Below are 25,175 nucleotides of genomic sequence, written 5' to 3' on the forward strand. Positions count from 1 at the left end.
GCACACCCGCATGCCGTCCCACGGACTCCCCCGAAGTGAGGACGCGCCGCCCGACGCCGCGCCTTCACCCGCCCGTGCTCACCCGAGGTCGAAGGTGTTCGGCAGGCCGAGCCGATAGCGCAGTTCGTCGACCCGCTTGAGGGGCTCCAGCTCCGGCGGCTGGTAGTGGCCCCAGGTGACGCAGCGCGCCGCGGCCGACCCGTCGGCGTCGAGCAGGGCGTTGACGGCGTGCCGGGCGGCCTCGTTGGCGCCCTCCATGGAGGCCAGGTTCATACCCGTGCGGACGTAGTCGCCGGCGAGGAAGAAGTTCGGCACGGCGGTCTTCGCCGAGGGGCGGTTGTAGAGCGAGCCGACGGGATGGATGAGCAGTTGCTCCCGGTTGGCCGGATCCGGCCCACCCATGCCCGTCACGGCGGGGTCCAGGAACCACGCCAGCCGGTCCTCGTCCTTCAGCACGGGATCCCCCGCGACGCCGACCGCGTCCTGGAGCTGGGCCCAGACCTCGGCCACGAACTCCTCACGGGTGCACTGGCGTGCCGTCTTCCCGTACAGAATGCCGGGCTTGTCCCACTCGGAGGCGATGGCGGAGACGCAGTCCACGGCGCGCCCGTCCCCGTACTCGGCGGGGAAGTCGTGCGCGTCCCAGAACTGCGCCTGCCCGACCGCCGTCACCGACCAGGGCGAGTCGAGGCAGTTGACGTGCCCGTTCACCATCGGGGTCTGCGTGCGCATGTAGTACTGGACGCCCACCATCCAGTCGGTGCGCAGCGCGTCGCACCGGCCGAGCTGCGGATCGGCGGCACGCAGCGCGGGGCCCCACGTCGGACGAGCGTGTTCGACGGGGAGGGCGGAGACGTAGTGGTCGGCGGTGACCGTGCGTGCGCCGGTGCCGTCCGGGGCGGTGACGCGGACTCCGGCGATCCGCCCGTTTTTATACACAACGTCCCGTATGGACGTGGAGAGCACGAACTCCACGCCGAGCGAGCGCAGATGGTCGACCCACGGGTCGAGCCACGCCTCGGTCGTGGGGCCGTTGAGGACGCGGTCGATGTCGCCGTCCTGGCCGAGCCCGAGCAGGCCGAAGACGAGGAAGTTCTCCATGTAGACGCCGGCGACCGTGCGAGTGGAGGACTCCTCGGCCTTGGTGGCCGTGAGGTTGCGGCTCTGGCCGATGGCGAACAACCGGCGGTACTCCTCGCTGAAGTCCTCGGCCCTGATGAAGTCCCACCAGGGCACCCGCTCCCACTGCTGGTCGCGGCGGACCTCGCAGCTGGTGAGGAAGACGAGCAGCCGGTTGACGAAATAGCTCAGTTCGTACGCGGGCATCCGGGTCGCGAGACCGAGTACGGACAGCAGCTGATCGCGGATCCAGGCCGGAGTTAGGTCGCCCAGGTGCGGGGGTGTGGTGACCCGGCGCAGCGGGAAGTGCAGATCGGCCCGGCCGCCGGCGCGGGCGAACAGGGTCTCGGTGCCGGAGCGCAGGTTGTCGTGGACGCCGTCCGCGTTGCCCGGGTACGGAATGCGGCGCAGGGTGTCGGGGAGGTTGCGGTAGAAGCCGGGGATGAAGCGGAAGCCGTGTTCACCGGGCAGCGGTTTGCGGCCGGCGGCCGCCGATCCCGGGACGGGGATGGAGCGGGCCTTGCCGCCGAGGACGTCGTAGTACTCGTAGACGGTGACGCGGTAGCCGCGTTCGGCGAGCTCGTGGGCGGCGGTCAGACCCGACACGCCGCCGCCCAGGACGGCGACGTGGCCCTGGCCGCTGGGGGCGGCCGCCGCCGGGCCCGCGGGCAGCGTGACCCCGACCGCGCCCCCTGCCGCACCGGCCGCCGCACCTTTCAGAAGGGTTCTTCGACTGTGTCCCGTACGCATGGCTCGGCCCCCTTCGGCCACGAATGCATCATGTGCACGTCACCGTAGGGAGCCGGTCCTTTAAGCGGCCCGACACTCGCCGAACCTTCACGCCTTCGGCGCCACCTTGCTCAGACCGTTGATGATCCGGTCCATCGCGTCGCCACCCGTCGGATCCGTCAGGTTGGCGAGGAGCTTCAGCGTGAACTTCATCAGCAGCGGATGGGTCAGGCCCCGCTGCGCCGCGACCTTCATCACCTTCGGGTTGCCGATCAGCTTCACGAAGCCGCGGCCGAGAGTGTAGTAGCCGCCGTAGGTCTCCTTGAGGACCTTCGGGTAGTTGTGCAGGACCAGTTCGCGCTGGCCGGGGGTCGTCCGGGCCAGCGCCTGGACGATGACGTCCGCCACGATCTGTCCCGACTCCATGGCGTAGGCGATGCCTTCGCCGTTGAAGGGGTTCACCAGCCCGCCCGCGTCGCCGACGAGGAGCAGGCCCTTCGTGTAGTGCGGCTGGCGGTTGAAGGCCATGGGGAGGGCGGCGCCGCGGATCGGTCCGGTCATGTTCTCGGGGGTGTAGCCCCAGTCCTCGGGCATCGAGGCGCACCAGGTCTTGAGCACCTCGCGCCAGTCCAGCTCCTTGAAGGAGGCCGAGGTGTTCAGGACGCCGAGGCCGACGTTGGAGGTGCCGTCCCCCATGCCGAAGATCCAGCCGTAGCCCGGCAGCAGCCGCTCCTGGCCGCCGCGCCGGTCCCAGAGCTCCAGCCAGGACTCCAGGTAGTCGTCGTCGTGGCGCGGGGAGGTGAAGTACGTACGGACCGCGACGCCCATCGGGCGGTCCTCGCGGCGGTGCAGGCCCATGGCCAGCGACAGGCGCGAGGAGTTGCCGTCCGCGGCCACCACGAGCGGCGCGTGGAAGGTGACCTCGCGCTTCTCGTCGCCCAGCTTGGCGTGCACGCCGGTGATGCGTCCGGTGCGCTTGTCGACGATCGGCGCGCCCACGTTGCACAGCTCGTACAGGCGCGCGCCGGCCTTCTGCGCCTGGCGGGCCAGCTGCTCGTCGAAGTCGTCGCGCTTGCGGACGAGGCCGTAGTCCGGGTACGAGGCGAGATCCGGCCAGTCCAGCTCGAGCCGCACTCCGCCGCCGACGATGCGCAGACCCTTGTTGCGCAGCCAGCCGGCCTCCTCGGAGATGTCGATGCCCATCGCGACGAGCTGCTTGGTGGCGCGGGGCGTGAGGCCGTCGCCGCACACCTTCTCGCGCGGGAAGGCGGTCTTCTCCAGCAGCAGGACATCGAGCCCGGCCTTCGCCAGGTAGTACGCGGTGGTGGAACCGGCTGGCCCGGCCCCGACGACGATCACATCGGCAGTGTGTTCGGTAAGGGGCTGGGGCTCGGTCACGGCGGGTTCTCCCCAAGACTTGACGACGGCACGGACGACGCCGGCACCGACAGCGCCGAAATCCATGGTGAAAACGGCGTGCTGACGGGCACTGGACATGGGCAGTCTATTCAGCGGTACCGATCCCCCGGCTGAAGGGCTGCCCCCCGTGAACCGAGCTCTCCCCGACGTACGGCTGCGCGTTCCCACCGACGAGGACGCCTTCGCCTGGCACCGGGTCTTCGCCCACCCCGAGGTCATGGAGTTCCACGGCGGCCGGGCCGCCGAGCTGTCCGTCTACGAGGAGCTCACCGCCCGGCAGCGCAGACACGACGCCGAGCACGGCTTCTGCCTGTGGACCGTGCTCGACGGCACGGGCGACGTCGTCGGCTTCACGGGCGCACAGCCCTGGCCGGGCGAGTGGGGGCCGAAGGGCGAGATCGAGATCGGCTGGCGGCTCGGGCGGGAGCACTGGGGCAAGGGGTACGTCACCGCGGCCGCGCTCGCCACGCTGGAGCGGGTGCGCGCGGCGGGCGTTCCCGGGGTCGTGGCGATGGTCATGGCCGCCAACCAGCGGTCGATCGCCGTCACCCAGCGCCTCGGCATGGAACTGGCCGAGGTCTTCCCGCACCCGCGGCTCGGCGATCCCGCGCACTGCTACCGACTTACCCTGTGACGCCCGGTAGCCGACTGTTACAGAAAGACACGTGGCGCTTCCGGGTAGCACCCTCGGCCGGTTACCCTTCCAGTACCGCTGGGGGTGACATCTGTGCCTATAACACCCAAAACACCCGAAGTGCGCGTACCGCGGCTGGTCGGCCTGATGGCGATGGACGCGCGCGAGGCCGCCGCCAAGCAGGGCGTCATGCTTGCCGCGCCCGACCGGCCGGACTTCCACCGAACCGTCCTCGACTACGTCGTACGCCAATATCCCCTGCCCGGCGTCGAGGTGCCGCGCGGTGCGGTGGTCACCGTGTGGTTCGACCTCAGTGAGGGCGAGGGCGGGGGAGGCGCCGGGGTCCGCGAGCCACGGCTGCCCATCCCGCCACCGGGCGGGGTGCGCCGCGAACTCAGTGAACCGGGCGACGCGTTCGAGGTGCTCCGGTGAACTGATGGACCCGGTGGCGCGGTGCCCGCCGGGTCCGCGCCGCCTGGTCCCGTCAGTCCGCCTTGAAGCCGCGGTGCAGGGCGACGATCCCGCCCGAGAGGTTCCGCCAGGCCACCTTCGACCAGCCCGCCGTGCGCAGTCGCTCCGCGAGGGCCGGCTGGTCGGGCCAGGCGCGGATGGACTCGGCGAGGTAGACGTACGCGTCGGGGTTGGACGACACCGCGCGGGCCACCGGCGGCAGCGCGCGCATCAGGTACTCGGTGTAGACCGTGCGGAAGGGCGCCCAGGTCGGGTGCGAGAACTCGCAGATGACGACCCGCCCGCCGGGCTTGGTCACCCGGTACAGCTCGCGCAGCGCGCCGTCGGTGTCCTGCACGTTGCGCAGCCCGAAGGAGATCGTCACCGCGTCGAACACGTCGTCCTGGAACGGCAGCCGGGTCGCGTCACCCGCCGTGAACGGCAGCCAGGGGTGCCGCTTCTTGCCGACCTGGAGCATCCCCAGCGAGAAGTCGCAGGGGACCACGTATGCGCCGGTGCGCGTGAAGGGGAGCGACGAGGTCGCCGTACCCGCCGCGAGGTCGAGGACCCGCTGCGCGGGGCGGGCGTCGACGGCCTTCGCGACCTCCTTGCGCCACACCCGGTCCTGGCCGAGCGACAGCAGGTCGTTGGTCAGGTCGTACCGTTCCGCCACGTCGTCGAACATCGAGGCGACTTCGTGCGGCTGCTTGTCCAGGGATGCGCGGGTCACGGGCCCATTGTGGCAGTAGGGGCCGGGCGCGACTCAGGCGCCCGGCCCGTAAGCGGGTCTCGCGGCCCTCGGAGGGACCTACGGGAGCAGCCCCGGTCTCCCCCTCGCGGCCACGTCCTCGGCCCGGCCCACGAGCGGGATCGCCCTCCGGATCAGCACCCAGCCGACGCCGTACAGGAGCCATCGGCTGTCCAGTGGCGGCCACTTCTCGAAGGCGGGCACGTTCCAGAGCCGGTCGATCAGCGTGCCATGCGCGATGAGGGGTTTTCCGACGCCGGCGGCCGGGCTCGACGTCAGCGGCGCCGGTGCACGAGCCGCCCGGCGACGACCGTCGCCACGCAGGTGCCGGCTCCCCGTGCGGTGAGCGCGGCCTCGTCCGGGACGTCGAAGACGGCGAACGTGGCGTCCTGGCCGTGCGGGGCGTCGGACGGAAGCGGACGCACCATCGCCTGTGCCAGGCTCCGCCCGGCCAGCGGGTCGAGGGACGGCGGCCCGGCGGGACGCTCGAAGCGCCCCTCCTGCGCCAGCCCCGCTCGCTGCACGGCGTCCACCACTGCGGGCCAGGACAGCTGCCCGGCCACGGCGACCGTCCCGTGGGCGAGCATCCGCTGCACACCGCGCCGCGCGCTCGCACCCCACCGGGCGTCGCTCAACGCCAGTGCCACGAGGGCCTCGCCGGCGATCGGTTCGGTGCCCAGTTCGCCGGCCTCGCGGGGATCGGGATGGTAGGCGTGCTCCAGCAGTTCGGGGCCGTACGGATTCACCAGGCCCGGGGCGATGAGCCCCGGCCAGCGCCGCACCCGGGCCGCCGGATGCGCCGCCGCCAGTTCCTCGTACGGGCCGACGGCCGCGCACGTCCTGCCGTCGACGAGGATCGCGCCGCCCGCCAGGGCGGGCCGCCGGTCCCTCGTGACCAGAAGGCCGGCGGTGTGGATCGTCAGCACGCGCACCCTAGTTGGACGCGAGCAGCTTCAGCTCCGGGTGGGCCGTACCGCCCTCGATCGCCGTCGACGAGATGTGGGACATGACTCGCTCGTCGACCGGGTCGTGCGCCGGGTCGTCGTGCACGACAAGGTGCTCATAGGTCGTGGAGCGCTGTGCCGGGACCCGGCCCGCCTTGCGGATCAGATCGATGATCTCCAGCCGGTTGGAGCGGTGCTTGGCACCGGCGGACGAGACCACGTTCTCCTCGAGCATGATCGAGCCGAGGTCGTCCGCGCCGTAGTGCAGGGACAGCTGGCCGACCTCCTTGCCGGTGGTCAGCCACGAGCCCTGGATGTGCCGGACGTTGTCGAGGAAGAGGCGGGCGATCGCGATCATCCGCAGGTACTCGAAGAGGGTCGCCTGGGTGCGGCCCTTCAGGTGGTTGTTCTCGGGCTGGTAGGTGTACGGGATGAAGGCCCGGAAGCCGCCCGTGCGGTCCTGCACGTCGCGGATCATCCGCAGGTGCTCGATGCGTTCGGCGTTGGTCTCGCCCGTGCCCATGAGCATGGTGGAGGTCGACTCGACGCCCAGGTTGTGCGCGGTCTCCATGATCTCCAGCCAGCGCTCGCCGCTCTCCTTCAGCGGGGCGATGGCCTTGCGCGGCCGCGCCGGGAGGAGTTCGGCACCGGCGCCGGCGAAGGAGTCCAGGCCCGCGGTGTGGATGCGGGTGATGGCCTCTTCCACCGTCACGCCGGAGATCCGCGCCATGTGCTCGACCTCGGAGGCCCCCAGGCTGTGGATGACCAGCTGCGGGAAGGCGTCCTTGATGGCCCGGAAGTGCTTCTCGTAGTACTCGACGCCGTAGTCCGGGTGGTGGCCGCCCTGGAACATGATCTGTGTGCCGCCGAGTTCGACCGTCTCCGCGCACCGGCGCAGGATGTCGTCGAGGTCGCGGGTCCAGCCCTTGGCGGTGTCCTTCGGAGCCGCGTAGAAGGCGCAGAACTTGCACGCCGTCACGCAGACGTTCGTGTAGTTGATGTTGCGCTCGATGATGTACGTCGCGATGTGCTCGACACCGGCGTAGTTGCGGCGGCGTACGGCGTCGGCCGCGGCGCCCAGCGCGTGCAACGGGGCGTCCCGGTAGAGGACGAGCGCTTCTTCGGGAGTGATCCGACCACCGGCGGCGGCGCGGTCGAGGACGGCTGTGACATCAATGGGCGTGAGGTCGGCCTTCTCGGTCACCGGGCGTCCCTTTCGTAAGGGTTGTGGACGGACCCAAGGGTCGTGGACGGACCGAACCAGCCTACGCCAGAGGTTTTCCGGGACCTGCGTCAGGCCGAGTACGCGCCGGTCAGCAGCCCGACCAGGGCGCCCGCGATGAGGAACGGCCCGAACGGGATCGCCGTGCGCCGCCCCGCGCCCCGCACCACGACCAGCCCGAGTCCGTACAGCCCTCCGAAGAAGAACCCGGCGAAGGTCCCGAGCACCACGGTGGGCCAGCCGTACCAGCCGAGCACCGCACCGAGCCCGAGCGCGAGCTTGACGTCGCCGAAACCCATGCCGTTCGGGTTGACGAGGAACAGCAGGAAGTAGGCGCCGCCGAGCACCAACGCGCCGAGGAGCGCGGTGAGCCAGCGCCCCGCGTGCTCGGGCAGGGCCGCCGCGGCGGCGAGCAGGCACAGGGCGAGGACCGCCAGCGGCAGGGTGAGCACATCCGGCAGCCGCTGCACCCGGAAGTCCACGATCGTCAGCAGCACGCCGAGGGGAGCGAGCAGCAGCCAGACGAACAGTTCGGGGCGGGTGCCCGTGGCGAGCGCGAGCCCGGCGCAGACCAGCGCGGTGACCGCACAGACGAGTACGGTCGCGGGGCCGTAGGACCGCCCGTCCGCACAGCGCGCCCGGCCGACCCATCCGCCGATGGGATGCCCGTCCGGGCACCGGTCCCGCCACGGCTGCTCCGGCTCGACGGAGAGCCGGTAGGCGGCCCGGGGCAGCAGCGCGCCGGCCGCCGCGCCCCACAGCGCGGCACCGGGGGCCAGCCAGAGGTCCAGATCCACGCCGACAGGGTAAGCGCCGCCGCCCGGGCCCGACTCGGGGAAGCGGCGGACTACTTGACCTTCGCCATGCGCGATGTCGGGTTGCCGGCGTCCGAGTTGTCCGTCTCGAAGTCGAGGCCGGTGCCGACCAGGGTGAGCCGCACCTCGTGCCGTCCGGTCGTGCACGTCGACGGGTTGGACTTCTGGGCCACGCTCGTGGCGACGAGCTGCCGGGCCGAGGCCCGCTTCAGCAGCAGTACGTCGTCGCAGATGCCGCCGAGCTGGTCGGTGGAGCGGAACGTGCCGATCTCCTCGCCGACACCCGCCTGCCGGAGGGTGACGCGGAAGGTGCCCGCCGGCAGCGCGCCGCCGAGCGCGAGGGCATCGCCCTCCCAGGTGCCCAGATACGCGGCGGGCACGGCCCCGGGTCCCGTCCCCTGACCGGCCGTGGGGGCGCCCTTGCCGACCGCCCCGTCCTTGCCCGAATCGGCCTTGTGGAGCAGCCCGGGCAGCAGGACCGATCCGACCGTGACCACGGCCAGTGCTCCCGCCACCGCCAGCGCGACCGTGCAGCTCACGCGCCGGCCGCGGCCGGCGGTTCCCGGCACCGAGGTCGCGGCGACGCTCATGGAGACCTTCCCGCCAGCGTCCGTGGGGGGCACGGCGTCCTGCGGCTGCGGCTGTGCCTCGCGGGGGTGAGGTATCGGAGGAGCGGTCATCTCGGGCGGCGGGCCGAAGATCCCGGCGGGCCGCGGCCCGGACGACCCGTCCGTCAGAGGCGCCCGGGGCCCGGCCGGAGCACTGTCCGCCACCGCCGCGGCCACCGACGACTCGGCCACCGCGGCCTTGCTGAACCCCACCGGCCCCGAGGGTGCCGCCTCCCCCGCCTCCAGGTTCAGCAGCTGTACGGCCTTGCGGCTGACCTGCTCCACCAGCGGGCCCGGCAGCCAGCCGGCCGCCACCAGACGTGCCGCGCCCTCGGGGGCGAGCCGCCCGGCCACCTGTTCCGGTGCGGGGCGCGCCGCCGGGTCCTTGGCGAGGCACGCGGCCACCAGTTCCCGCAATGCGCCTTCGAGGCCGTCCAGTTCCGGCTCCTCGTGCACGACCTTGTACAGCAGCGCCGCGGAGGAGTCGCCGGAGAAGGGGGACTGCCCGGTGGCCGCGTATGCCAGGACCGCGCCCAACGAGAAGACGTCCGCCGCGCCCGTGACGCCCTTGCCGAGGATCTGCTCGGGCGACATGTAGCCGGGCGAGCCGATGGAGACCCCCGTGGAGGTGAGCGATGCCGTGCCGTCGATGGCGCGCGCGATACCGAAGTCGATGAGGACCGGGCCGTCCAGGGTCAGCAGGACGTTCGACGGTTTCACGTCCCGGTGGACCAGGCCCAGGCCGTGGACCGCCGTCAGGGCCTCCGCGAGCCCCGCGCCCAGGGCCCGTACCGAGGCGAGGGGAAGCGGTCCGCCGTCCGTCACCGTCGCGGTCAGGGACGGACCCGCCGCGTACCCGGTCGCGACCCAGGGCACCGGGGCCTCCGGGTCCGCGTCCAGAACCGGTGCGGTCCAGGCGCCCCCGACCCGTCGCGCGGCGTCCACCTCCCGGCGGAAACGGGCGCGGAACTCCTCGTCCAGGGCGAAGTGCGGATGCACCACCTTGACCGCGACGGTGCGCCCGCCCGTACTGCGTCCCAGGTAGACGCGACCCATCCCGCCGGAGCCCAGCCTGCCGAGCAGCCGGTACGGCCCCACGACGGCGGGTTCACCGGCCTCCAGCGACTGCATGGCGGCCCCCCTCCCCCTATGACTCCCAGCAGGGTAGCTCTCGCCGGGTCCGCAGACCGGGTCCGGCGGCACCGGGCCCGGTGACAACTTCCCTACGACTGGAGGAGCTTGACCTGAACATCGGCCGGGAAGCCCGTCGTCGGCCCGACCCGGCGCGCGAACTCGGCGACCGCCGCCAGCTGAGGGTCGCCGAAGCGGAAGTCCAGCGTCGTGAAGTACTTCTCCAGCACCTTCTCGTCGAAGGCCTCCCAACGGGCCGCCTGCTCCGCGACCTTGCCGACCTCCTCGAGCGACAGGTTGCGCGAGGACAGGAAGGCCTCGTGCACCTGACGGGTGATGACCGGCTCACGCTCCAGGTAGTCGCGCCGCGCCGCCCACACCGCGAAGACGAACGGCAGGCCCGTCCACTCCTTCCACAGGGTGCCGAGGTCGTGCACGGCGAGGCCGAAGCGCGGCCCGTCGTGGAGGTTGGCGCGCAGGGCGGCGTCGCCGATCAGCACCGCGGCGTCGGCCTCCTGCATCATCAGGCTGAGGTCGGGCGGGCAGGTGTAGTAGTCCGGCGTCACCCCGTACCGCTCGGCGAGCAGCAGCTGGGCGAGGCGTACGGAGGTGCGCGAGGTGGAGCCGAGGGCGACGCGGGCGCCGTCGAGCTGGTCCAGCGGGACCTGGGAGACGATCACGCAGGACATCACGGGGCCGTCGCAGCCGACCGCGATATCCGGGAAGGCGATCAGGTCGTCGGCGTTCTTGAGGAACTCGACGAGGGTGATGGGGCCGATGTCGAGGTCGCCCCGCACCAGCCGCTCGCTGAGCTTCTCCGGGGTGTCCTTGGTCAGCTCGAAGTCCAGCAGGGTGCCGGTTCTCGCGAGCCCCCAGTACAGGGGCAGGCAGTTCAGGAACTGGATGTGGCCGACGCGCGGCCGGGTGCGAGAATTGTCCACATCGCGAGACTAGACCCCGTGCGGTAGCGTGCTGGGCCCAGGGTCCGCGAGTGGCTTCGGAAACGCCCCGGTCTCCTGGTGTCCACCTCAGCGACTACGATGAGCCACGGCGACGTCAACCCCGCTCACCACCCGCTGAAACCTTCGGGTGAAGTGATCTTGACCTCTATTGCTCTCGGCTGCCTGCGTGCTAGGCTCGCCGCAAGTTGCAGTTTGGTTTCCTTGCAGTACAGAGCCTGCGGAGCATGTAACCGCGGGCTCTCGTCGTTTTCAGACATATGCAGTTGTGCGGCGCTTCAGTTTTCACACTTGCAGGTTCTGGAGCAGGGCAACCCTTTGGGCCCAAGGAGGGCTTATGGCTACCGGAACCGTGAAGTGGTTCAACGCCGAAAAGGGCTTTGGCTTCATCGCCCAGGAAGGCGGCGGCCCCGACGTCTTCGTCCACTACTCCGCGATCAACGCGAACGGCTTCCGTTCGCTCGAGGAGAACCAGCAGGTCAGCTTTGACGTGACCCAGGGCCCGAAGGGCCCGCAGGCGGAGAACGTCACGGCCATCTGAGTCTCCGGTCTCGGAGTTTCGGTCTTCGGTTCCAGGCCTTCGGCTCACTGAGCCCGAGTGCTTTGATCCGGAACGGACAGCAGTACCCAAGGAGCCCCGCGCGCCATCCGGCGCAGGGGGCTCCTGCTTTTTTGCGCCGGTCCACTTTCTTGGTACGCCGGACGGCGTGGTTCACCCGGACAGACCACCGCCGGTGGGTCACTTCCGCCAGGAGCGGTGACGCTGCCCGGCCGGCCACACTGCGGCGTTGCGCGGACACCCATACGGAACCGGTGCCCTTCCGGAGCCGCCGAGCGCGGCGGCGGACACAGGACGAGCGCCGGACCGTGAGCCCGGCCGCCGCCCTACCAGGCCACGGGCAGCTCGAGCGGGAAGCGCCGGATCGTCTCCGTGTCCCAGCGCACGTCCTCCGGGGCCACCGCGAGCCGCAGACCCGGGAACCGCTCCACCAGCCGCCCGATGGCCACCTCCAGCTCCGCCATAGCCAGCGGGACGGCGATGCACCGGTGCCCGCCCCAGCCGAAGGTCATGTGCGGCGCCAGGGGACGCTCCGGGTCGATGACGTCCGGGTCCGTGTAGCGCTTGGGGTCGCGGTTCGCCGTCAGGTACGACACATGCACGAACTCACCCGCCCGGATCCGCACCCCCTCGATCTCCACGTCCTCCAGTGCCACCCGGGGAATGCCGACCCCCTTGCGGAAGGGGATGACCCGCAGCAGCTCGTTCAGGACATCCGTCAGGGTCTCCGGCCGGTCGCTGAGGTGCTGCAACAGTTCGGGGCGGGTCAGCAGGAGATAGGAGATGTTGCTGATCTGGCAGGTGGCCGTGTCCTGACCGCTGAGCACAAGGGTCAGCGCCATGACCGCCAGTTCCTGGTCGTCGAGCACGTCGTCGCCGTCCTTGGCGGCGGCGAGCGCGCTGATCAGGTCGGGGCCCGGGGTGCGCCGCCGCTGTTCGACCAGTTCGCCGAAGTACTCCCGCAGCGCGGCCTTGGCTCTCGCCGCGGTCTCACGGCCGTCCGGGCCGGTGGCGAGCAGCTGGTGCGCGTACTTCTGCATCCGGGGCCAGTCCTCGCGGGCGATCCCGAGGACGTCGTAGATGGTCTGCTGAGGAAGCTGGTTCGACAGATGGTGGACCAGGTCCGCCGGCGGCCCCTGCTCGGCCATCTCGTCGAGCAGGGTGTCCGCGAGCCGGACGATCCTCTGCCGCATCAGCTCCACATGCCGCTTGGCGAAGCCCTGCGATGCCAGCCGGCGCAGCCGGGTGCTGTGCGGCGGATCGATCACGTTGATCGACTCGGGGGAGACGATGGGCTCCGGTGTCAGCCTCGGATAGTCGGATCCCATGATCCCCGCCCGGCTGAACCGGTGGTCCGTGGTCACCTGCCGTACGCCCTCGAACCCGGTGACCAGCCAGGCCTCGGCGTCACCGTACGGAAGCCTGATGCGGGTGATGGAGTCGCGGGCCATGAGAGCCGCGAGCGCGGGGTCGAATTCCAGACCCTCGCTGAAGTCGAACGGACAGGTGATTGCTTCGCCGCTTGCGGTCATCGCGCTGTTCTCCGTTTCCCTCCGCCTTCGTCGCTTCTTCATGCATAAGCCCTTTTCACCCCGTACGGCTGTCCGGATTCCTCCGGATGTGCCAGTCGGAGCGCAGGGATGCCAAGGACGACGAAGGCCGGAAGCGGATGGCGGACCGTTCCCCCGTTCGGGTCGTCAGTCGACCGAGACGGGCACCGGCAGGACGTTGGTGGCGTTCACGGCGGTGCGCAGCCCCCGGGCGAGGCGGACCGCGTCGCCCACCGCCCAGAAGTGGACGAAGAACAGCCGGGGCTCGTCGGTCAGGCCGTGGTTGTGCAGTTCGACGAGCTCGGCGCCGGCCCGCCTTAGGGCCACGAGAACGTCCTGCACCTCCCCGGCGATCATGGCGCAGTCGCCGCTAATCGCCGCCCGGCCGCCACCCAGCGGCTGGAAGTTGAGCGCCGTGGTCGACCCGAGACCCGGCGGCAGGATCATATGGCCGTCGGTGATGACCTCTCGGCGGATGAACGTGTTCTTGTAGATCCCGTCGTCGTGTGCGCCCTTGACGCCCAGTGCGGCATCGATGCCCGCGGTGTCCAGGTCGACGGGCCGCGGCGGGACGGCCTGCGGCCGCGCCGGGGGCGGAGTGCCGGTGCGGTCGAACGCCGCGCGCAGGCCCCGGGCGATGGACACCGGGTCCCGGCCGTGCGCATGGACGTGGATCCACCAGATGTCCGGGGACTGGGAGAGCAGGTGCTTGTGGATGGCGGTCTGTTCGATCCCGTGCTCGTACAGGACGTCGCTGTAGGGCCGCAGCTCGTCCTCGGTGACCACCACGTCGCCCATCAGCAGCGTTCCCCCGTCGGTGTACCGGACGAAGGACACGTGCGACCCGAGGGCGAGTGCCGGCTTGACGACGACGCCGTGCGAGACCACCGAGAGGTCCCGGCGCGGCAGGCCCGTGTGGTACATCAGGTCGCGCTTCATGTCGCCCTGCCGGCCCAGCACGTGGGCCACGTCCCGCCAGTCCGACAGGGCGGTGCGCGCCGGTGCGACCGGCCCCTCGTGTCTGCCCTCAGTCGTTCCGGCGGACAGGGCGCACGCGGGGGTCGCCCCGCCCAGCAAGGGCGCCAGGGCAGCCGCGGCGAGCATCCGCCGCCGCGACGTTCGGGTGTCCTGCCGTCGGTCCTCAGCCATCATGTGATCCTCCCTGACCGGATGGAACCACGGGGGGCTGCGGACGGCCGCCAGCGCCGCCATCCCTGCGGCCGGGCGGGTGAACCGCTCGTCGGCGATCGGGTGACACCTCCGGCACCCGGTCAGCGGGCAGCGACGGACCTACCGCGCGTACAACTGCTCCACCTCTGCGGCGAAGTCCCGCATGACCGCCATCCGGCGCAGCTTCATCGACGGAGTCAGATGGCCGGCCTCCTGCGTGAAGTCCACCGGCAGGACGGCAAAGCGGCGGATCGACTCGGGGCGCGAGACCAGCTTGTTGGTCTCGTCCACAGCGCGCTGCAGGACCGCGTGCAACTCCTCGTCGTCCAGGAGGAGTTCCGGCGGCACCGGATGCTTGCCGCGCATCTGGCGCCAGTGCACGATGCCCTCCGGGTCCAGCGTGATCAGCGCGCTCACATACGGGCGGCCGTCGCCGAGGACCATGCACTGGGAGATCAGGGGGTGGGAGCGCAGCCAGTTCTCCAGCGGGGCGGGGGCCACGTTCTTGCCCCCGGCGGTGATCAGGATCTCCTTCTTCCGGCCGGTGATCGTCAGATAGCCCTCGTCGTCCAGACGGCCGATGTCTCCCGTGGGGAGCCAGCCGTCCGGGCTGGCAGGGACCACCCCGCCGCCATGGGGGTCCCAGTAGCCCCGGAACACCTGTCCGCCGGCGAGCAGGATCTCGCCGTCCGCGGCGATCCGGACCCTGGTGCCGGGCAGCGGCCAGCCCACCGTTCCGAGGCGGGGCCTGAGCGGGGGCGTCACCGTCGCCGCGCCGGTCGTCTCGGTCAGGCCGTAGCCCTCGAAGATCTCGATGCCCGTGCCCGTGTAGAACGCCGCCAGCCGCTGTCCCAGAGGGGAGCCACCGCAGATGACATGGCGTACGCGGCCGCCCAGGGCGTTCCGGATACGGCGGTAGACCAGGGGGTCGTACAGAACGCGGGCCGCCTTCAGGGAGCGGCTGGGTCCGGAGCCCGTGCCGTGCTGACGGGCCTCCAGCGCCTCGCCGTAGCGGCGGGCCACGCTCGCCGCCCGGTCGAACAGGGCCGGGCGGCCGCTGCGTTCGGCCGTGGCCCGCGCATTGTTGAAGACCTTCTCCAGCATGTACGGGATGACCAGCAGGAAGGTCGGGCGGAAGCTCGCCAGGTCCGCCAGCAGGTCTTCCGCCTGCAGGCTCGGCGCGTGCCCGAGGCGCACCCGTGCGCGGATGCAGGCGACCGCCACCATCCGGCCGAAGACATGCGACAGCGGCAGGAACAGCAGGGTGGAGGGCTCGTCACCGGTCGTCGTCGCCTTGAAGACCGGGTGGAGCAGTTCGATCGCGTTGTCCACCTCCGCCAGGAAGTTGCCGTGCGACAGCGCACAGCCCTTCGGGCGGCCCGTCGTGCCCGAGGTGTAGATGATCGTGGCCAGGGTGTCCGGGCCGAGGACGCCCCGGCGTACGACCACCTCCTGGTCCGGCACCGGCGCGCCCTGCTCCGCGAGGCGCTCGACGTGCCCCTTCTCCATCACCCACACATGGTGCAGATCGGGCAGCCGGCTGAGTTCCGGGCCGAGGGCCGCCGCCTGGCCGACCGTCTCCGTCACCAGGGCCACCGCGCCGGAGTCCTGGAGGATCCAGCGGGTCTGGAAGACCGACGAGGTGGGGTAGACGGGAACCGTGACCAGGCCCGCCGCCCAGGCCGCGAAGTCGAGCAGCGTCCACTCGTAGGTGGTGCGGGCCATGATCGCGATCCGGTCGCCCGGCATCAGGCCCTCGGCGATCAGCCCCTTCGCCACGGCCAGTACCTGGTCGGCGAACTGAACCGCCGTCACCTCCGTCCAGCCGCCGTCCGGGTCCCGGCGGCTGAGGACATGGTGGCCGGGCATCTCGGTCGCGTTCTCGAACGGCAGGTCGGCGAGCGAGCCATGGCTCACCGGCGGCACCAGCGGAGGTACGTACACCTCCCGCACCTCGCCGTTCAGCCGCCGTGTCTGCGGCTCGACGAGCACCGGGCCGCCGTCGTGGTCGAGATCGAGGGGAGCGACGGCGACGGGTGCGGACGAGTACGAGATGGGCATGGGGCAGCTCCTGGGGACTGCGGCTGTGCACTGCTCTGCCGTATCGGGTACGCACAGCGCGCACCGATCCGTTCATCGGCGGAGCGAGTCGCTGTTACCGCCGGTCAGAACCGCGATCGTACGGCCCGCACGTGGGGACTTTGTGCGGGTTCCGGGATGGTCTGGGGCCGGGGCTGTGCAGCCTCCTCCCCCTTGGCCGTCAGGGGCGTTCGAGGATCGCCGTGACCCCCTGTCCGCCGGCCGCGCAGATCGAGATCAGACCGCGGCCCGGGGCGTCGCGCTCGGCGAGGAGTTCGGCGAGCGTCGCCACGATCCGGGCGCCGGTCGCGGCGAAGGGGTGCCCGGTGGCCAGGGATGACCCTGTGACGTTCAGCCGGGCGCGGTCCACCGGGGCGAGACCCCGCTTCTCCCAGGCGGCCAGCGTCGCCAGCACCTGGGAGGCGAACGCCTCGTGGATCTCGACGAAGTCGAAGTCCTCGATGCCGTAGCCGGCCTTGTCGAGCATGCGGGGCACGGCGTGGGCCGGTGCCATCAGCAGCCCGTCCGGGCCGCCCGCCACGTCCCCGCCGACGAAGTCGACGGCAGCGGTCTCGTACGCGGTCAGATACGCCCGCGGCTCAAGGCCCCGCTCCCGCGCCCACTCCTCGCTCGCGAGCAGTACGACGGCGGCGCCGTCCGTGAGCGGTGTCGAATTGCCCGCCGTCATCGTCGGGTTCGGGCCGCCGGTGCCGAACACCGGTGCCAGACGGGCGAGTTTCTCCGGTGTTGAGTCGGGGCGGAGGTTCTGGTCCCGCTCCAGGCCGCGGAAGGGAACCACCAGGTCGGCCAGGAAGCCCCGCTCGTACGCCGCCGCAAGCCGCCGGTGGCTCGTGGCCGCCAACGCGTCCTGGGTCTCGCGGGTGATGCCCCACGCGCGGGCGGTGACGGCCGCGTGCTCCCCCATAGACAGGCCGGTGCGCGGCTCGGCGTTGCGGGGGATGTCCGGAACCAGATGACCGGGGCGGATCCTGGCCAGCGCCTTCAGCCGGGCACCGGGCGACGGGGCCCGGCGGACCTCCAGCAGGATGCGGCGCAGCGCGTCGTTCACCCCGAGGGGCGCGTCGCTGGTCGTGTCCGCCCCGCCGGCGATCGCGGACTCGGTCTGCCCCAGGGCGATCTTGTTGGCGGCGGCGATCACTGCCTGGAGGCCGGTGCCGCAGGCCTGCTGAATGTCGTACGCGGGCGTGCGGGCGTCCAGACGCGAGCCCAGCACGGTCTCGCGGGCGAGGTTGAAGTCGCGGCTGTGCTTGAGCACTGCTCCGGCGACCAACTCGCCCACGGCGCCCGGGCCGTCGAGCCCGTACCGCTCGACCAGCGCGTCCACCACCGCGGTCAGCATCTCCTGGTTGGAAGCGGTGGCGTACGGACCGTCGGAGCGGGCGAAGGGGATGCGCCTGCCGCCGACCACGGCGATCCGCCGCACCTCACCGATGTGGAGGGAACTGCTCATCTCGACCCGCTCCTCGCGCGCCCGGCTAGCCTTACCCCGGGTAACCTTACTCCAGAGTAAAGAGATGTGGACAGTCGAGCGAGCTGGGAGCCGGACCATGGCCGACCGTTATCTGCGCTTCACGGGGACCGCACCGGGCCGCTTCCTCACCAGGCGGCTCGGGCTGCCGCAGCCCGTGGCACTGCACCGCTGGTCGGCCGAACGACCCGTGCTGGACGGGCCGTTGCTGCACCTGACGGCGGGCAGGTCGGAGCTGGACCTCGCCCCGGTGCTGAGCCGTACCGGTCTTGTGCCCGGCACCGAGCGGCCCGCCGCCGTCGTCCTGGACGCCACCGGTGTACGGGACGTCGCCGCGCTCGCCGAGGTCCACGCCGCGCTGCACCCCGTCGTGCGGTCGGTCGCCGAGAGCGGACGCGTGGTGGTGCTGGGCTCCCCGCTCGACCCGGACGACCACCACCAGGCGGCGGCGCAGCAGGGCCTGGAGGGGTTCGTGCGATCGCTCGGCAAGGAGATCGGGCGGGGCCGGACCGTCACGCTCGTGCGGCTGACGGACGCCGAGGCCGCCGAGTCGACGCTGCGGTTCCTGCTCTCGCCGAGGTCCGCGTACGTCAGCGGGCAGGTCATCGAGGTCGGGGACGGGAAGACGGCCGCTCCGGAGGACTGGTCGCGGCCGCTCGCCGGGCGGACCGCGCTGGTGACCGGGGCCGCCCGCGGCATCGGCGAGGCGGTCGCCGGGACGCTGGCCCGGGACGGGGCGCACGTGCTGTGCCTCGACGTGCCGGCCGCGGAGGCGGACGTACGGCGGGTCGCCGAGCGGATCGGCGGGACCGCGCTGACGCTCGACATCACCGCCGGCGACGCGGGTACGCGGATCGCCGAGGCGCTGCCGGGCGGCCTGGACGTCCTCGTCCACAACGCGGGGATCACCCGGGACCGGCGGCTCGCGAACATGGCGGCCGAGCGGTGGAGCCCGGTGCTCGAGGTGAACCTGGCGAGTGTGCTGCGCACGACGGACGTTCTGCTGTCGCGCGGTCTGCTGCGGGACGGGGGGCGGATCGTGGCGACCGCGTCGATCGCCGGGATCGCCGGGAACGTGGGACAGACGAACTACGCCGCGAGCAAGGCGGGCGTGATCGGCCTCGTGCGGGCGCTGGCGCCCCGGGCCCTGGCGGAGCACGGGGTGACGGTGAACGCGGTCGCGCCGGGGTTCGTCGAGACCCGGATGACGGCGGCGATTCCCCTGGTCGTCCGGGAGGCGGGACGGCGGATGAACTCGCTGGGGCAGGGCGGGCTTCCGGTGGATGTGGCGGAGACGATCGCCTGGCTGGCCGGTCCGGGATCGGGGGCGGTGAACGGGCAGGTGGTGCGCGTGTGCGGACAGAGCCTGCTCGGTGCGTAGCGCTCCGCGCGGATCCCCGTGCCCCGACCGCGGACCGTCCGTGGCCGCTCGCAGCCCCTCGCGGCCCTCAACAGGTTTTCCCCCTTGCGCCCTTCAAGGGCTGCTCCCCCTCGCTGCGTCCCCGTCCTGGAGCCTCCCTCATGTCTTCGCTGCTTCCCGTTCTCGCCCGCGGCGCTCTCCTCTCCCCGCTCAAGCGCCCGCACCCCGGAGCCGGCTTCCCCCGGGCGCCGCTCGCTCTGCCCGGCGTCCGGATCGATCCGGCACATCTCGCCGCCTACGAACGCGTCTGCGGGTTTCCCACGGGCGTCGTCACGGTGCCCGTGACCTACCCCCACCTCCTCGGCTTTCCCCTGGCCATGCGGATCATGGCGAGCCGGGAGTTCCCCCTCCCCCTCCTCGGGCTGGTGCACACGGGCATCGAGATCACCCAGCGGGAGCCGCTCGTCCCGGACGGGGAGTACGACGTCAGCGTGCGTATCAGGGAGTTGGCGCCCCATCGGCGCGGCACCCAGGCAGTGGTCGTCACGGAGGTCCGCGCCGGTGACCGGTTCCTGTGGGAATCGACCAGCGCCTATCTCGCCCGGCACGGCACCCCGGCCCCGGCCGCGGCTCCGGCGCCCGAGAGCGAACCCCTTCCCGCGCTGGCCGAGTGGCGGCTCGCCGCAGACCTCGGCCGGCGGTACGCGGCCGCCTCGGGAGACCGGAACCCCATTCATCTGCACGCCCTCACCGCCCGCCTCTTCGGCTTTCCGCGTGCCATCGCACACGGCATGTGGACGGTCGCCCGGTGCCTCGCCGAACAGCCGGCCCACGCCGCGGTGCAGGTGCGCGCCGAGTTCAGGACTCCGGTCCTGCTCCCGGGTTCCGCGACGTACGCCGCCGCCGGCGGGCGGTTCGAACTGCGGGGCGGGCACCGGCTCCACCTCACCGGTGAGACGCGCCGGCTCCCTGCCCGGGACACCTCACACGATCAGTAGGCGCGCGGGCTCAGGAGCCGTTCCCGCCCACGGCCGGATCCGGCCGGGTCGTCTGGCCCTGGTCGGGCGGCGACCAGGGGCGCCCGACCATGAGGTTGCCGAGGCCCGCCCAGGCGAAGTTCATCAGGGTGGCCGCCGCCTGCCTGGCCGAGACACCGGGTGTGGCGTTGGCCCAGGCCGCGAGCGACTCGGCGGCACCGACCAGGGCCTCGGCGAGCCCTGCGACCTCGCGCTCAGGGAGGTCGGGGTCCTCGGGGTACCTCTCCGCTCGAGCGCAGCCGAGAGGCCGGGGGCGGGCCTCCCGGGCGGCGACGGCGATGAGCTGCGTCACGAACGCGACGATCTCCTCGCGCATCGCGGTGACCTCGGCGGCGAAGGGTTCGCCCTGCGTACGGGCCTGCAGGTGCAGGATCGACCAGCCCTCCGGGTGCTGCGCGGTGTGCGTGAAGAACGCTCGCAGCCCGTCCCAGAGTTGGCGGTCGGCAGCGAGTCCGGGCCCCACGGCGGAGCGCACCGCCTCGATGAGCGCGGCGGCCTCCCGGCGGATGCAGGCGGTGAAGAGGTCTTCCTTGGAGTTCAGGTACAGATAAACCAAGGGCTTGGACACACCGGCGAGTTCGGCGATCTCGTCCATGGACGCGGCCATGTAGCCGCGTTGCCCGAAGGTCTTCACGGCGGCGTCCAGCATCTGCTGCTCCCGGACCGCCCGCGGCATCCGCTTGGTCTTCACGGCACCCATACCGGCAAGACTACGGTCGGGCGGCCCGCCGTATGGGCCGCCTCAGGAGGTCTGACCCTGAGTCCTGGCGGCGTCGTCCGCCACGTCCTCCTGCGCACGGTTCGCCTCGATGTTGGCCTTCATACGGTCCACCCGACCGACGACCTGCATGGACGCCCGGTCGCGTTCCTTGCGCAGGACGACGAAGCTGATCGGGGCCGAGATCACCAGGGCCAGCAGGACGATCCAGATGCCGTTGGAGTCGCCGAGGCCGCGCGGGACGATGCCCGAGTAGACGAGGCCCCAGACGACCACGAGGCAGCCCGCGAGAATACCGAGGCGCATCAGCGTGTAGCGGAGCATCTCAATCCACTCTTCCGTTCCGTGGGGGTTCCCCTGTGCGAGCCAAGCCGAGAACCCGGCGATCTTCCCAAAGGGTTCCCAAAAGGCACCCTCCAGTGAAGCACGCCGAACACCTGATCTTGCACCGGGGTACGCCCCGGTTCACCCCAGGTGCAGCAGCATCGTGATGTCGTCGCGGTCGTCCCCCGGAGCCACCCGGATGGCATCGGGCACCCGGCCGACCTCCTTGTAGCCGCAGGACCCGTAGAAGTTCTCGAGACCGAGACCGCCCCGGCAGGTGAGCCGTACCGCCTCGATGCCCTCGATGCCGCGCGCCGCGTCCGCGGCGGCGGCCAGCAGGTCACGGCCGTAGCCCTTGCCCTGGTGCCGCGGATGCACCATCACCGTGTAGAGCCACAGCCAGTGCTTCATCAGCCGGTGGGTGTTGAAGGTGAGGAACGTGGTCGCCGCCACCCGCCCATCCTCGTCGTGTCCCACCAGCAGCCGGGTGCGCCCCTCACTCATCGCCGCCAGGTGCTTCAGGGATTCCGGGCGTATCTCCTCGCGGGTGACCGGAGCCACGAAACCCACGGCGCCGCCGGCGTTGGACACGTCCGTCCACAGGTCGAGGACGCCGTCACGGAGCTCGGGGGTCATGGCGGGATCGAAGACGAAAGTAAGGGGCATGCCGCGAGGGTACCTATTACTCCGGCCGGGACTCAAGCCCCTTCCGCGCCGCCGGCGCGCACGCCAAAGCCCCGGCGGAGCCGGGGCTTGCACCAGGGTGCGTGGGCGCTCAGAGGCGCATGGGCTGCGGCTCGTCCCGGCGCGCCGGGTCCGAGCCCTCGTACTCGCGGATGATCTCGTACCGGGTGTTCCGCTCCACCGGCCGGAAGCCCGCGTCACGGATCAGGTCGAGCAGGTCCTCGCGGGTCAGCTTGTTCGGCGTGCCGAAGTTGTCCGCATCGTGCGTGATCTTGTACTCGACGACCGAACCGTCCATGTCGTCGGCGCCGTGCTGGAGGGCCAGCTGCGCGGTCTGCACACCGTGCATGACCCAGAACACCTTGACGTGCTGGACGTTGTCGAACAGCAGACGCGAGACCGCGAAGGTCTTCAGGGCCTCGGCCCCCGTCGCCATCTGGGTGCGCTCCTGAAGGCGGTTGCGAATCTTGCCGTCCTTCATGTCCACGAAGTCGTGCTGGTAGCGCAGCGGGATGAAGACCTGGAAGCCGCCGGTCTCGTCCTGGAGTTCACGCAGCCGCAGCACGTGGTCCACGCGGTGGCGCGGCTCCTCGATGTGGCCGTACAGCATGGTGCACGGGGTCTTCAGACCCTTCTCGTGCGCCAGGCGGTGGATGCGCGACCAGTCCTCCCAGTGAGTCCTGTGGTCGACGATGTGCTGCCGGACCTCCCAGTCGAAGATCTCGGCGCCGCCGCCGGTCAGCGACTCCAGACCGGCGTCGATCAGCTCGTCCAGGATCTCGGAGGCCGTCAGACCGGAGATCGTCTCGAAGTGGTGGATCTCCGTCGCAGTGAACGCCTTCAGCGAGACGTTCGGCAGCGCCGCCTTCAGCTCGCGCAGCGAGCGCGGGTAGTAGCGCCACGGCAGGTTCGGGTGCAGGCCGTTGACGATGTGCAGCTCGGTGAGGTTGTCCGACTCCATCGCCTTGGCGAGCTTGACCGCCTCCTCGATGCGCATCGTGTACGCGTCCTTCTCGCCCGGCTTGCGCTGGAAGGAGCAGTAGGCGCAGGAGGCGGTGCACACGTTCGTCATGTTGAGGTGGCGGTTGACGTTGAAGTGGACCACGTCACCGTTCTTGCGGGTCCGCACCTCGTGCGCGAGACCGCCGAGCCAGGCCAGGTCATCCGACTCGTACAGCGCGATGCCGTCCTCGCGGGTCAGCCGCTCACCGGCCCGGACCTTGTCCTCCAGCTCGCGCTTGAGCCCGACATCCATGCTTCTGCCTCTCCCTTGGACGAATCCTGCCAACCGTACCCCCCGCCCTCCGGACGGACGGCGCCCCCATACGGCGCCGTGCGCCTAGCTCTGTTCGGGAAGCTCGCCCACCCGGTTCTCCCACTTCGTGGACAGCACGATCGTGGTGCGCGTACGGGAGACGCCCTTGGTGCCGGACAGCCGGCGGATGGTCTTCTCCAGGCCGTCCACGTCGCTCGCGCGCACCTTGAGCATGAAGGAGTCGTCGCCGGCGATGAACCAGCAGTCCTCGATCTCGTGAAGGTCCCTCAGACGGCGCGCCACGTCCTCGTGGTCGGCGGCGTCGGACAGCGAGATGCCGATCAGGGCCGTGACGCCGAGACCGAGGGAGGCGGCGTCCACGGTGGCGCGGTAGCCGGTGATGACGCCGGCCGCCTCCAGGCGGTTGATGCGGTCGGTGACGCTGGGCCCGGAGAGGCCCACGAGTCGGCCGAGCTCGGCATAAGAGGCCCTGCCGTTCTCGCGCAGGGCCTGAATGAGCTGCCTGTCAACGGCATCCATAGGTCCTAAGCCTTTCATTGTTCGGCGTTACCGAAAGTTTACGTATAGAAATCAAGGCGTGCAGAGCCGGAGCCCTGAGAATCATTTATACGATCAGTGGTGGGCCACTGTCCCGGCGCGTCATCGGAGGACGCTGCGCAGAATCCGCCGGCCCCTACTCGTCGGGCCGCGAGCCTCCCCCGAGCTCTCCCTTCCAGCGGCGGTACAGCCGGTGCGGCACCTCTGCCGCGTCCAGCACCCGCCCGGCGACGAAGTCGACGAGGTCCTGGATGTGCGTCGCCCCGGCGTAGAACGCCGGCGACGCGGGCAGCACGACCGCGCCCGCCTCGTCCAGGGCCACCAGATGCCTGAGGGTCTGCCCGCCGAGCGGGGTCTCCCGCACGGCGACGACCAGCGGCCGCCGCTCCTTGAGCGTCACGCTCGCGGCCCGCTGCAACAGGTCCTTCGAGAGCCCGAGCGCGACACCGGCCACACACGCCGTCGACGCGGGCACGATCAGCATCCCCTTGGCGGGGTACGACCCGGAAGCCGGCCCGGCCGCCAGGTCGCCGGCGCTCCAGTGCCGTACGCGGTCCCCGTCGACGTCGACCGTGAACGTCCCGGGCTTGCCGTCGGCGCCCCGCCCCAGCCATTCCCTCAGGTCGTCCCGCCAGTGCGCGTCACGGAAGGCGATCCCCGTCTCGTCCAGCAGGGTGAGCCGCGAGGCGCGGGAGACGACCAGATCGACACTCTCGCCCGCGGCGAGCAGTGCGCGCAGCACGGCAGCGGCATACGGGGTGCCGGAGGCGCCGGACACCCCTACGATCCAAGGCGTACGCGACGTCTCTCCTGGCTTGACTGGGTTCACGACACCGAGCCTATCCGGCACCGCGGGGCGGGAACCGGCCAAGGGGGCCCCGCCGTTCACCGGAGGGGATCAGCGAGGGGTGGGGGGTGCAATGCGGGGTGCGGAGCCCGAGTGGTCGCAGAGCGACCGCGCCAAGGCGGCGGCCAAGCTGATGGTGGGGTGGGTGGCGCTGCTGTGGCTGCTCGAAGTGGTGGACGTGGTGAGCGGCCACGCCCTGGACGGGCTCGGCATCATGCCGCGCACCGCCTCCGAGCTGGTCGACGTCGTTCCCGCCGCCTTCATCCACTTCGGCTTCGCCCATGTCGCGGCCAACAGCGTTCCGCTGCTGGTCCTCGGCTTCCTGGCGGCCCTCGGCGGACTGCGCCGGTTCGCCGCGGTCTGTCTGCTGATCATCGTGGCGGACGGCCTGGGCGTATGGCTCATCGCCCCGGCGCACACCAACACCGCGGGCGCCTCCGGCCTCATCTTCGGACTCTTCGGCTTCCTCGTGGCCGGCGGCCTCGTCGAGCGCCGCCCGCTCGGCATCCTGGTCGGCCTGCTGGTCGGCGCGGTGTGGGGCGGCTCGATCCTGATGGGCCTCTCGCCCGCGCAGACGAATGTCAGCTGGCAGGGCCATCTGATCGGACTGGTGGCGGGGGTGGCGGCGGCGTTCCTGTTCCGGCGGGGGGTTGGGGCCGGGGTCAGGACCGGTCGCGCGCTTTCGGGTCCACCGGAAGGCGGCCGGTGGTGAGCGTCGGCCTTCCAATGCCGCCCTCGACCATCTCCGTCAGACAGCCGGGGAAGAT

Annotated in this window: 25 protein-coding genes; 6 read left to right on the top strand and 19 right to left on the bottom strand. The window is 71.2% G+C overall.

The window, feature by feature from the left end:
• Positions 1 to 78: 78 nt before the first annotated feature.
• Positions 79 to 1,869, bottom strand: coding sequence for a hydroxysqualene dehydroxylase (locus tag ACQEXA_RS25015; RefSeq protein WP_433131074.1), 1,791 nt, complete (start codon positions 1,867 to 1,869; stop codon positions 79 to 81).
• Between the two features lie 87 nt (positions 1,870 to 1,956).
• Positions 1,957 to 3,246, bottom strand: coding sequence for a geranylgeranyl reductase family protein (locus tag ACQEXA_RS25020; protein WP_432931171.1), 1,290 nt, complete (start codon positions 3,244 to 3,246; stop codon positions 1,957 to 1,959).
• Between the two features lie 148 nt (positions 3,247 to 3,394).
• Here ACQEXA_RS25020 and ACQEXA_RS25025 point away from each other — a divergent pair, with 148 nt between their 5' ends.
• Positions 3,395 to 3,901: a GNAT family N-acetyltransferase gene (locus tag ACQEXA_RS25025; protein WP_432931169.1), complete on the top strand. Its 507-nt coding sequence runs from the start codon at positions 3,395 to 3,397 to the stop codon at positions 3,899 to 3,901.
• A 120-nt stretch (positions 3,902 to 4,021) separates the two neighbouring features.
• Complete coding sequence (locus ACQEXA_RS25030) at positions 4,022 to 4,333, top strand: PASTA domain-containing protein (RefSeq protein ID WP_361823869.1); 312 nt, start codon at positions 4,022 to 4,024, stop codon at positions 4,331 to 4,333.
• A gap of 52 nt (positions 4,334 to 4,385) precedes the next feature.
• Here ACQEXA_RS25030 and ACQEXA_RS25035 read toward each other — a convergent pair whose 3' ends face one another.
• The 7 genes from ACQEXA_RS25035 to ACQEXA_RS25065 form a co-directional block, all read right to left on the bottom strand.
• Positions 4,386 to 5,081, bottom strand: a complete 696-nt coding sequence (locus ACQEXA_RS25035) for a demethylmenaquinone methyltransferase (RefSeq protein WP_360990299.1) — start codon at positions 5,079 to 5,081, stop codon at positions 4,386 to 4,388.
• A gap of 78 nt (positions 5,082 to 5,159) precedes the next feature.
• Complete coding sequence (locus ACQEXA_RS25040) at positions 5,160 to 5,303, bottom strand: hypothetical protein (protein WP_432931166.1); 144 nt, start codon at positions 5,301 to 5,303, stop codon at positions 5,160 to 5,162.
• A gap of 71 nt (positions 5,304 to 5,374) precedes the next feature.
• A complete protein-coding gene (locus tag ACQEXA_RS25045) occupies positions 5,375 to 6,025 on the bottom strand; it encodes an imidazolonepropionase-like domain-containing protein (protein WP_433131076.1) in 651 nt (216 codons plus the stop codon).
• Between the two features lie 7 nt (positions 6,026 to 6,032).
• Positions 6,033 to 7,247: a cyclic dehypoxanthinyl futalosine synthase gene (gene mqnC / locus ACQEXA_RS25050; RefSeq protein ID WP_359395205.1), complete on the bottom strand. Its 1,215-nt coding sequence runs from the start codon at positions 7,245 to 7,247 to the stop codon at positions 6,033 to 6,035.
• 89 nt (positions 7,248 to 7,336) lie between these two features.
• The gene (locus tag ACQEXA_RS25055; RefSeq protein ID WP_433131078.1) at positions 7,337 to 8,062 is read right to left on the bottom strand and encodes a prepilin peptidase; all 726 of its coding nucleotides are present in this window, start codon (positions 8,060 to 8,062) and stop codon (positions 7,337 to 7,339) included.
• Positions 8,063 to 8,112: 50 nt separating this feature from the next.
• On the bottom strand, positions 8,113 to 9,819 hold the full coding sequence (locus tag ACQEXA_RS25060) for a serine/threonine-protein kinase (protein WP_433131080.1): 1,707 nt from the start codon (positions 9,817 to 9,819) through the stop codon (positions 8,113 to 8,115).
• 92 nt (positions 9,820 to 9,911) lie between these two features.
• Positions 9,912 to 10,760, bottom strand: a complete 849-nt coding sequence (locus ACQEXA_RS25065) for a menaquinone biosynthetic enzyme MqnA/MqnD family protein (protein WP_359395199.1) — start codon at positions 10,758 to 10,760, stop codon at positions 9,912 to 9,914.
• A gap of 355 nt (positions 10,761 to 11,115) precedes the next feature.
• Between ACQEXA_RS25065 and ACQEXA_RS25070 the strand changes: the two genes are divergently transcribed.
• Positions 11,116 to 11,319 (top strand): cold-shock protein, encoded by a 204-nt coding sequence (locus ACQEXA_RS25070; protein ID WP_043442843.1) that lies wholly within the window; start codon positions 11,116 to 11,118, stop codon positions 11,317 to 11,319.
• A gap of 344 nt (positions 11,320 to 11,663) precedes the next feature.
• On the opposite strand, the gene ACQEXA_RS25075 is transcribed toward ACQEXA_RS25070, so the two are convergent.
• The 4 genes from ACQEXA_RS25075 to ACQEXA_RS25090 form a co-directional block, all read right to left on the bottom strand.
• Entirely contained in the window at positions 11,664 to 12,869 is a 1,206-nt protein-coding gene (locus tag ACQEXA_RS25075; protein ID WP_432931157.1) for a cytochrome P450, read from the bottom strand.
• A 165-nt stretch (positions 12,870 to 13,034) separates the two neighbouring features.
• Positions 13,035 to 14,039: a DUF1259 domain-containing protein gene (locus tag ACQEXA_RS25080; protein WP_433131082.1), complete on the bottom strand. Its 1,005-nt coding sequence runs from the start codon at positions 14,037 to 14,039 to the stop codon at positions 13,035 to 13,037.
• A gap of 138 nt (positions 14,040 to 14,177) precedes the next feature.
• Positions 14,178 to 16,118, bottom strand: a complete 1,941-nt coding sequence (locus ACQEXA_RS25085; RefSeq protein WP_433131084.1) for an AMP-dependent synthetase/ligase — start codon at positions 16,116 to 16,118, stop codon at positions 14,178 to 14,180.
• Between the two features lie 199 nt (positions 16,119 to 16,317).
• Positions 16,318 to 17,607 (bottom strand): acetyl-CoA C-acetyltransferase, encoded by a 1,290-nt coding sequence (locus tag ACQEXA_RS25090; RefSeq protein ID WP_433131086.1) that lies wholly within the window; start codon positions 17,605 to 17,607, stop codon positions 16,318 to 16,320.
• A 97-nt stretch (positions 17,608 to 17,704) separates the two neighbouring features.
• On the opposite strand from ACQEXA_RS25090, the gene ACQEXA_RS25095 reads away from it, so the two are divergent.
• The gene (locus ACQEXA_RS25095; protein WP_432931149.1) at positions 17,705 to 19,006 is read left to right on the top strand and encodes a 3-oxoacyl-ACP reductase; all 1,302 of its coding nucleotides are present in this window, start codon (positions 17,705 to 17,707) and stop codon (positions 19,004 to 19,006) included.
• A 140-nt stretch (positions 19,007 to 19,146) separates the two neighbouring features.
• Positions 19,147 to 19,983 carry a MaoC family dehydratase gene (locus ACQEXA_RS25100; RefSeq protein ID WP_433131088.1) on the top strand — a complete coding sequence of 279 codons (837 nt, stop codon included), beginning with the start codon at positions 19,147 to 19,149 and terminating at the stop codon, positions 19,981 to 19,983.
• A gap of 10 nt (positions 19,984 to 19,993) precedes the next feature.
• On the opposite strand, the gene ACQEXA_RS25105 is transcribed toward ACQEXA_RS25100, so the two are convergent.
• From ACQEXA_RS25105 to ACQEXA_RS25130, 6 genes are all read right to left on the bottom strand, one after another.
• Entirely contained in the window at positions 19,994 to 20,722 is a 729-nt protein-coding gene (locus ACQEXA_RS25105; protein ID WP_433131090.1) for a TetR/AcrR family transcriptional regulator, read from the bottom strand.
• Positions 20,723 to 20,764: 42 nt separating this feature from the next.
• Positions 20,765 to 21,064, bottom strand: a complete 300-nt coding sequence (locus tag ACQEXA_RS25110) for a DUF4229 domain-containing protein (protein ID WP_359395185.1) — start codon at positions 21,062 to 21,064, stop codon at positions 20,765 to 20,767.
• 141 nt (positions 21,065 to 21,205) lie between these two features.
• Positions 21,206 to 21,730 (bottom strand): N-acetyltransferase family protein, encoded by a 525-nt coding sequence (locus tag ACQEXA_RS25115; RefSeq protein ID WP_432931143.1) that lies wholly within the window; start codon positions 21,728 to 21,730, stop codon positions 21,206 to 21,208.
• 109 nt (positions 21,731 to 21,839) lie between these two features.
• Positions 21,840 to 23,003, bottom strand: a complete 1,164-nt coding sequence (gene mqnE, locus ACQEXA_RS25120; RefSeq protein ID WP_360990263.1) for an aminofutalosine synthase MqnE — start codon at positions 23,001 to 23,003, stop codon at positions 21,840 to 21,842.
• Positions 23,004 to 23,087: 84 nt separating this feature from the next.
• The gene (locus tag ACQEXA_RS25125; RefSeq protein WP_359395178.1) at positions 23,088 to 23,543 is read right to left on the bottom strand and encodes an Lrp/AsnC family transcriptional regulator; all 456 of its coding nucleotides are present in this window, start codon (positions 23,541 to 23,543) and stop codon (positions 23,088 to 23,090) included.
• 154 nt (positions 23,544 to 23,697) lie between these two features.
• On the bottom strand, positions 23,698 to 24,390 hold the full coding sequence (locus ACQEXA_RS25130; protein ID WP_359395176.1) for a UbiX family flavin prenyltransferase: 693 nt from the start codon (positions 24,388 to 24,390) through the stop codon (positions 23,698 to 23,700).
• Between the two features lie 91 nt (positions 24,391 to 24,481).
• Between ACQEXA_RS25130 and ACQEXA_RS25135 the strand changes: the two genes are divergently transcribed.
• The gene (locus ACQEXA_RS25135) at positions 24,482 to 25,120 is read left to right on the top strand and encodes a rhomboid family intramembrane serine protease (RefSeq protein WP_432931141.1); all 639 of its coding nucleotides are present in this window, start codon (positions 24,482 to 24,484) and stop codon (positions 25,118 to 25,120) included.
• Positions 25,121 to 25,175: the final 55 nt, after the last annotated feature.

The organism is Streptomyces sp. CA-106110, assembly GCF_050936285.1.
In the GTDB taxonomy this organism is placed as follows: domain Bacteria; phylum Actinomycetota; class Actinomycetes; order Streptomycetales; family Streptomycetaceae; genus Streptomyces.

Bases quoted from the DNA above. Each gene is read 5' to 3' on its own strand.
- ACQEXA_RS25015 (WP_433131074.1), bottom strand. From the start codon at position 1,869: ATGCGTACGGGACACAGTCGAAGAACCCTTCTGAAAGGTGCGGCGGCC.
- ACQEXA_RS25060 (WP_433131080.1), bottom strand. From the start codon at position 9,819: ATGCAGTCGCTGGAGGCCGGTGAACCCGCCGTCGTGGGGCCGTACCGG.
- ACQEXA_RS25070 (WP_043442843.1), top strand. From the start codon at position 11,116: ATGGCTACCGGAACCGTGAAGTGGTTCAACGCCGAAAAGGGCTTTGGC.
- ACQEXA_RS25075 (WP_432931157.1), bottom strand. From the start codon at position 12,869: ATGACCGCAAGCGGCGAAGCAATCACCTGTCCGTTCGACTTCAGCGAG.
- ACQEXA_RS25080 (WP_433131082.1), bottom strand. From the start codon at position 14,039: ATGATGGCTGAGGACCGACGGCAGGACACCCGAACGTCGCGGCGGCGG.
- ACQEXA_RS25085 (WP_433131084.1), bottom strand. From the start codon at position 16,118: ATGCCCATCTCGTACTCGTCCGCACCCGTCGCCGTCGCTCCCCTCGAT.
- ACQEXA_RS25090 (WP_433131086.1), bottom strand. From the start codon at position 17,607: ATGAGCAGTTCCCTCCACATCGGTGAGGTGCGGCGGATCGCCGTGGTC.
- ACQEXA_RS25095 (WP_432931149.1), top strand. From the start codon at position 17,705: ATGGCCGACCGTTATCTGCGCTTCACGGGGACCGCACCGGGCCGCTTC.
- ACQEXA_RS25100 (WP_433131088.1), top strand. From the start codon at position 19,147: ATGTCTTCGCTGCTTCCCGTTCTCGCCCGCGGCGCTCTCCTCTCCCCG.
- ACQEXA_RS25105 (WP_433131090.1), bottom strand. From the start codon at position 20,722: ATGGGTGCCGTGAAGACCAAGCGGATGCCGCGGGCGGTCCGGGAGCAG.
- ACQEXA_RS25110 (WP_359395185.1), bottom strand. From the start codon at position 21,064: ATGCTCCGCTACACGCTGATGCGCCTCGGTATTCTCGCGGGCTGCCTC.
- ACQEXA_RS25115 (WP_432931143.1), bottom strand. From the start codon at position 21,730: ATGCCCCTTACTTTCGTCTTCGATCCCGCCATGACCCCCGAGCTCCGT.
- mqnE (WP_360990263.1), bottom strand. From the start codon at position 23,003: ATGGATGTCGGGCTCAAGCGCGAGCTGGAGGACAAGGTCCGGGCCGGT.
- ACQEXA_RS25125 (WP_359395178.1), bottom strand. From the start codon at position 23,543: ATGGATGCCGTTGACAGGCAGCTCATTCAGGCCCTGCGCGAGAACGGC.
- ACQEXA_RS25135 (WP_432931141.1), top strand. From the start codon at position 24,482: ATGCGGGGTGCGGAGCCCGAGTGGTCGCAGAGCGACCGCGCCAAGGCG.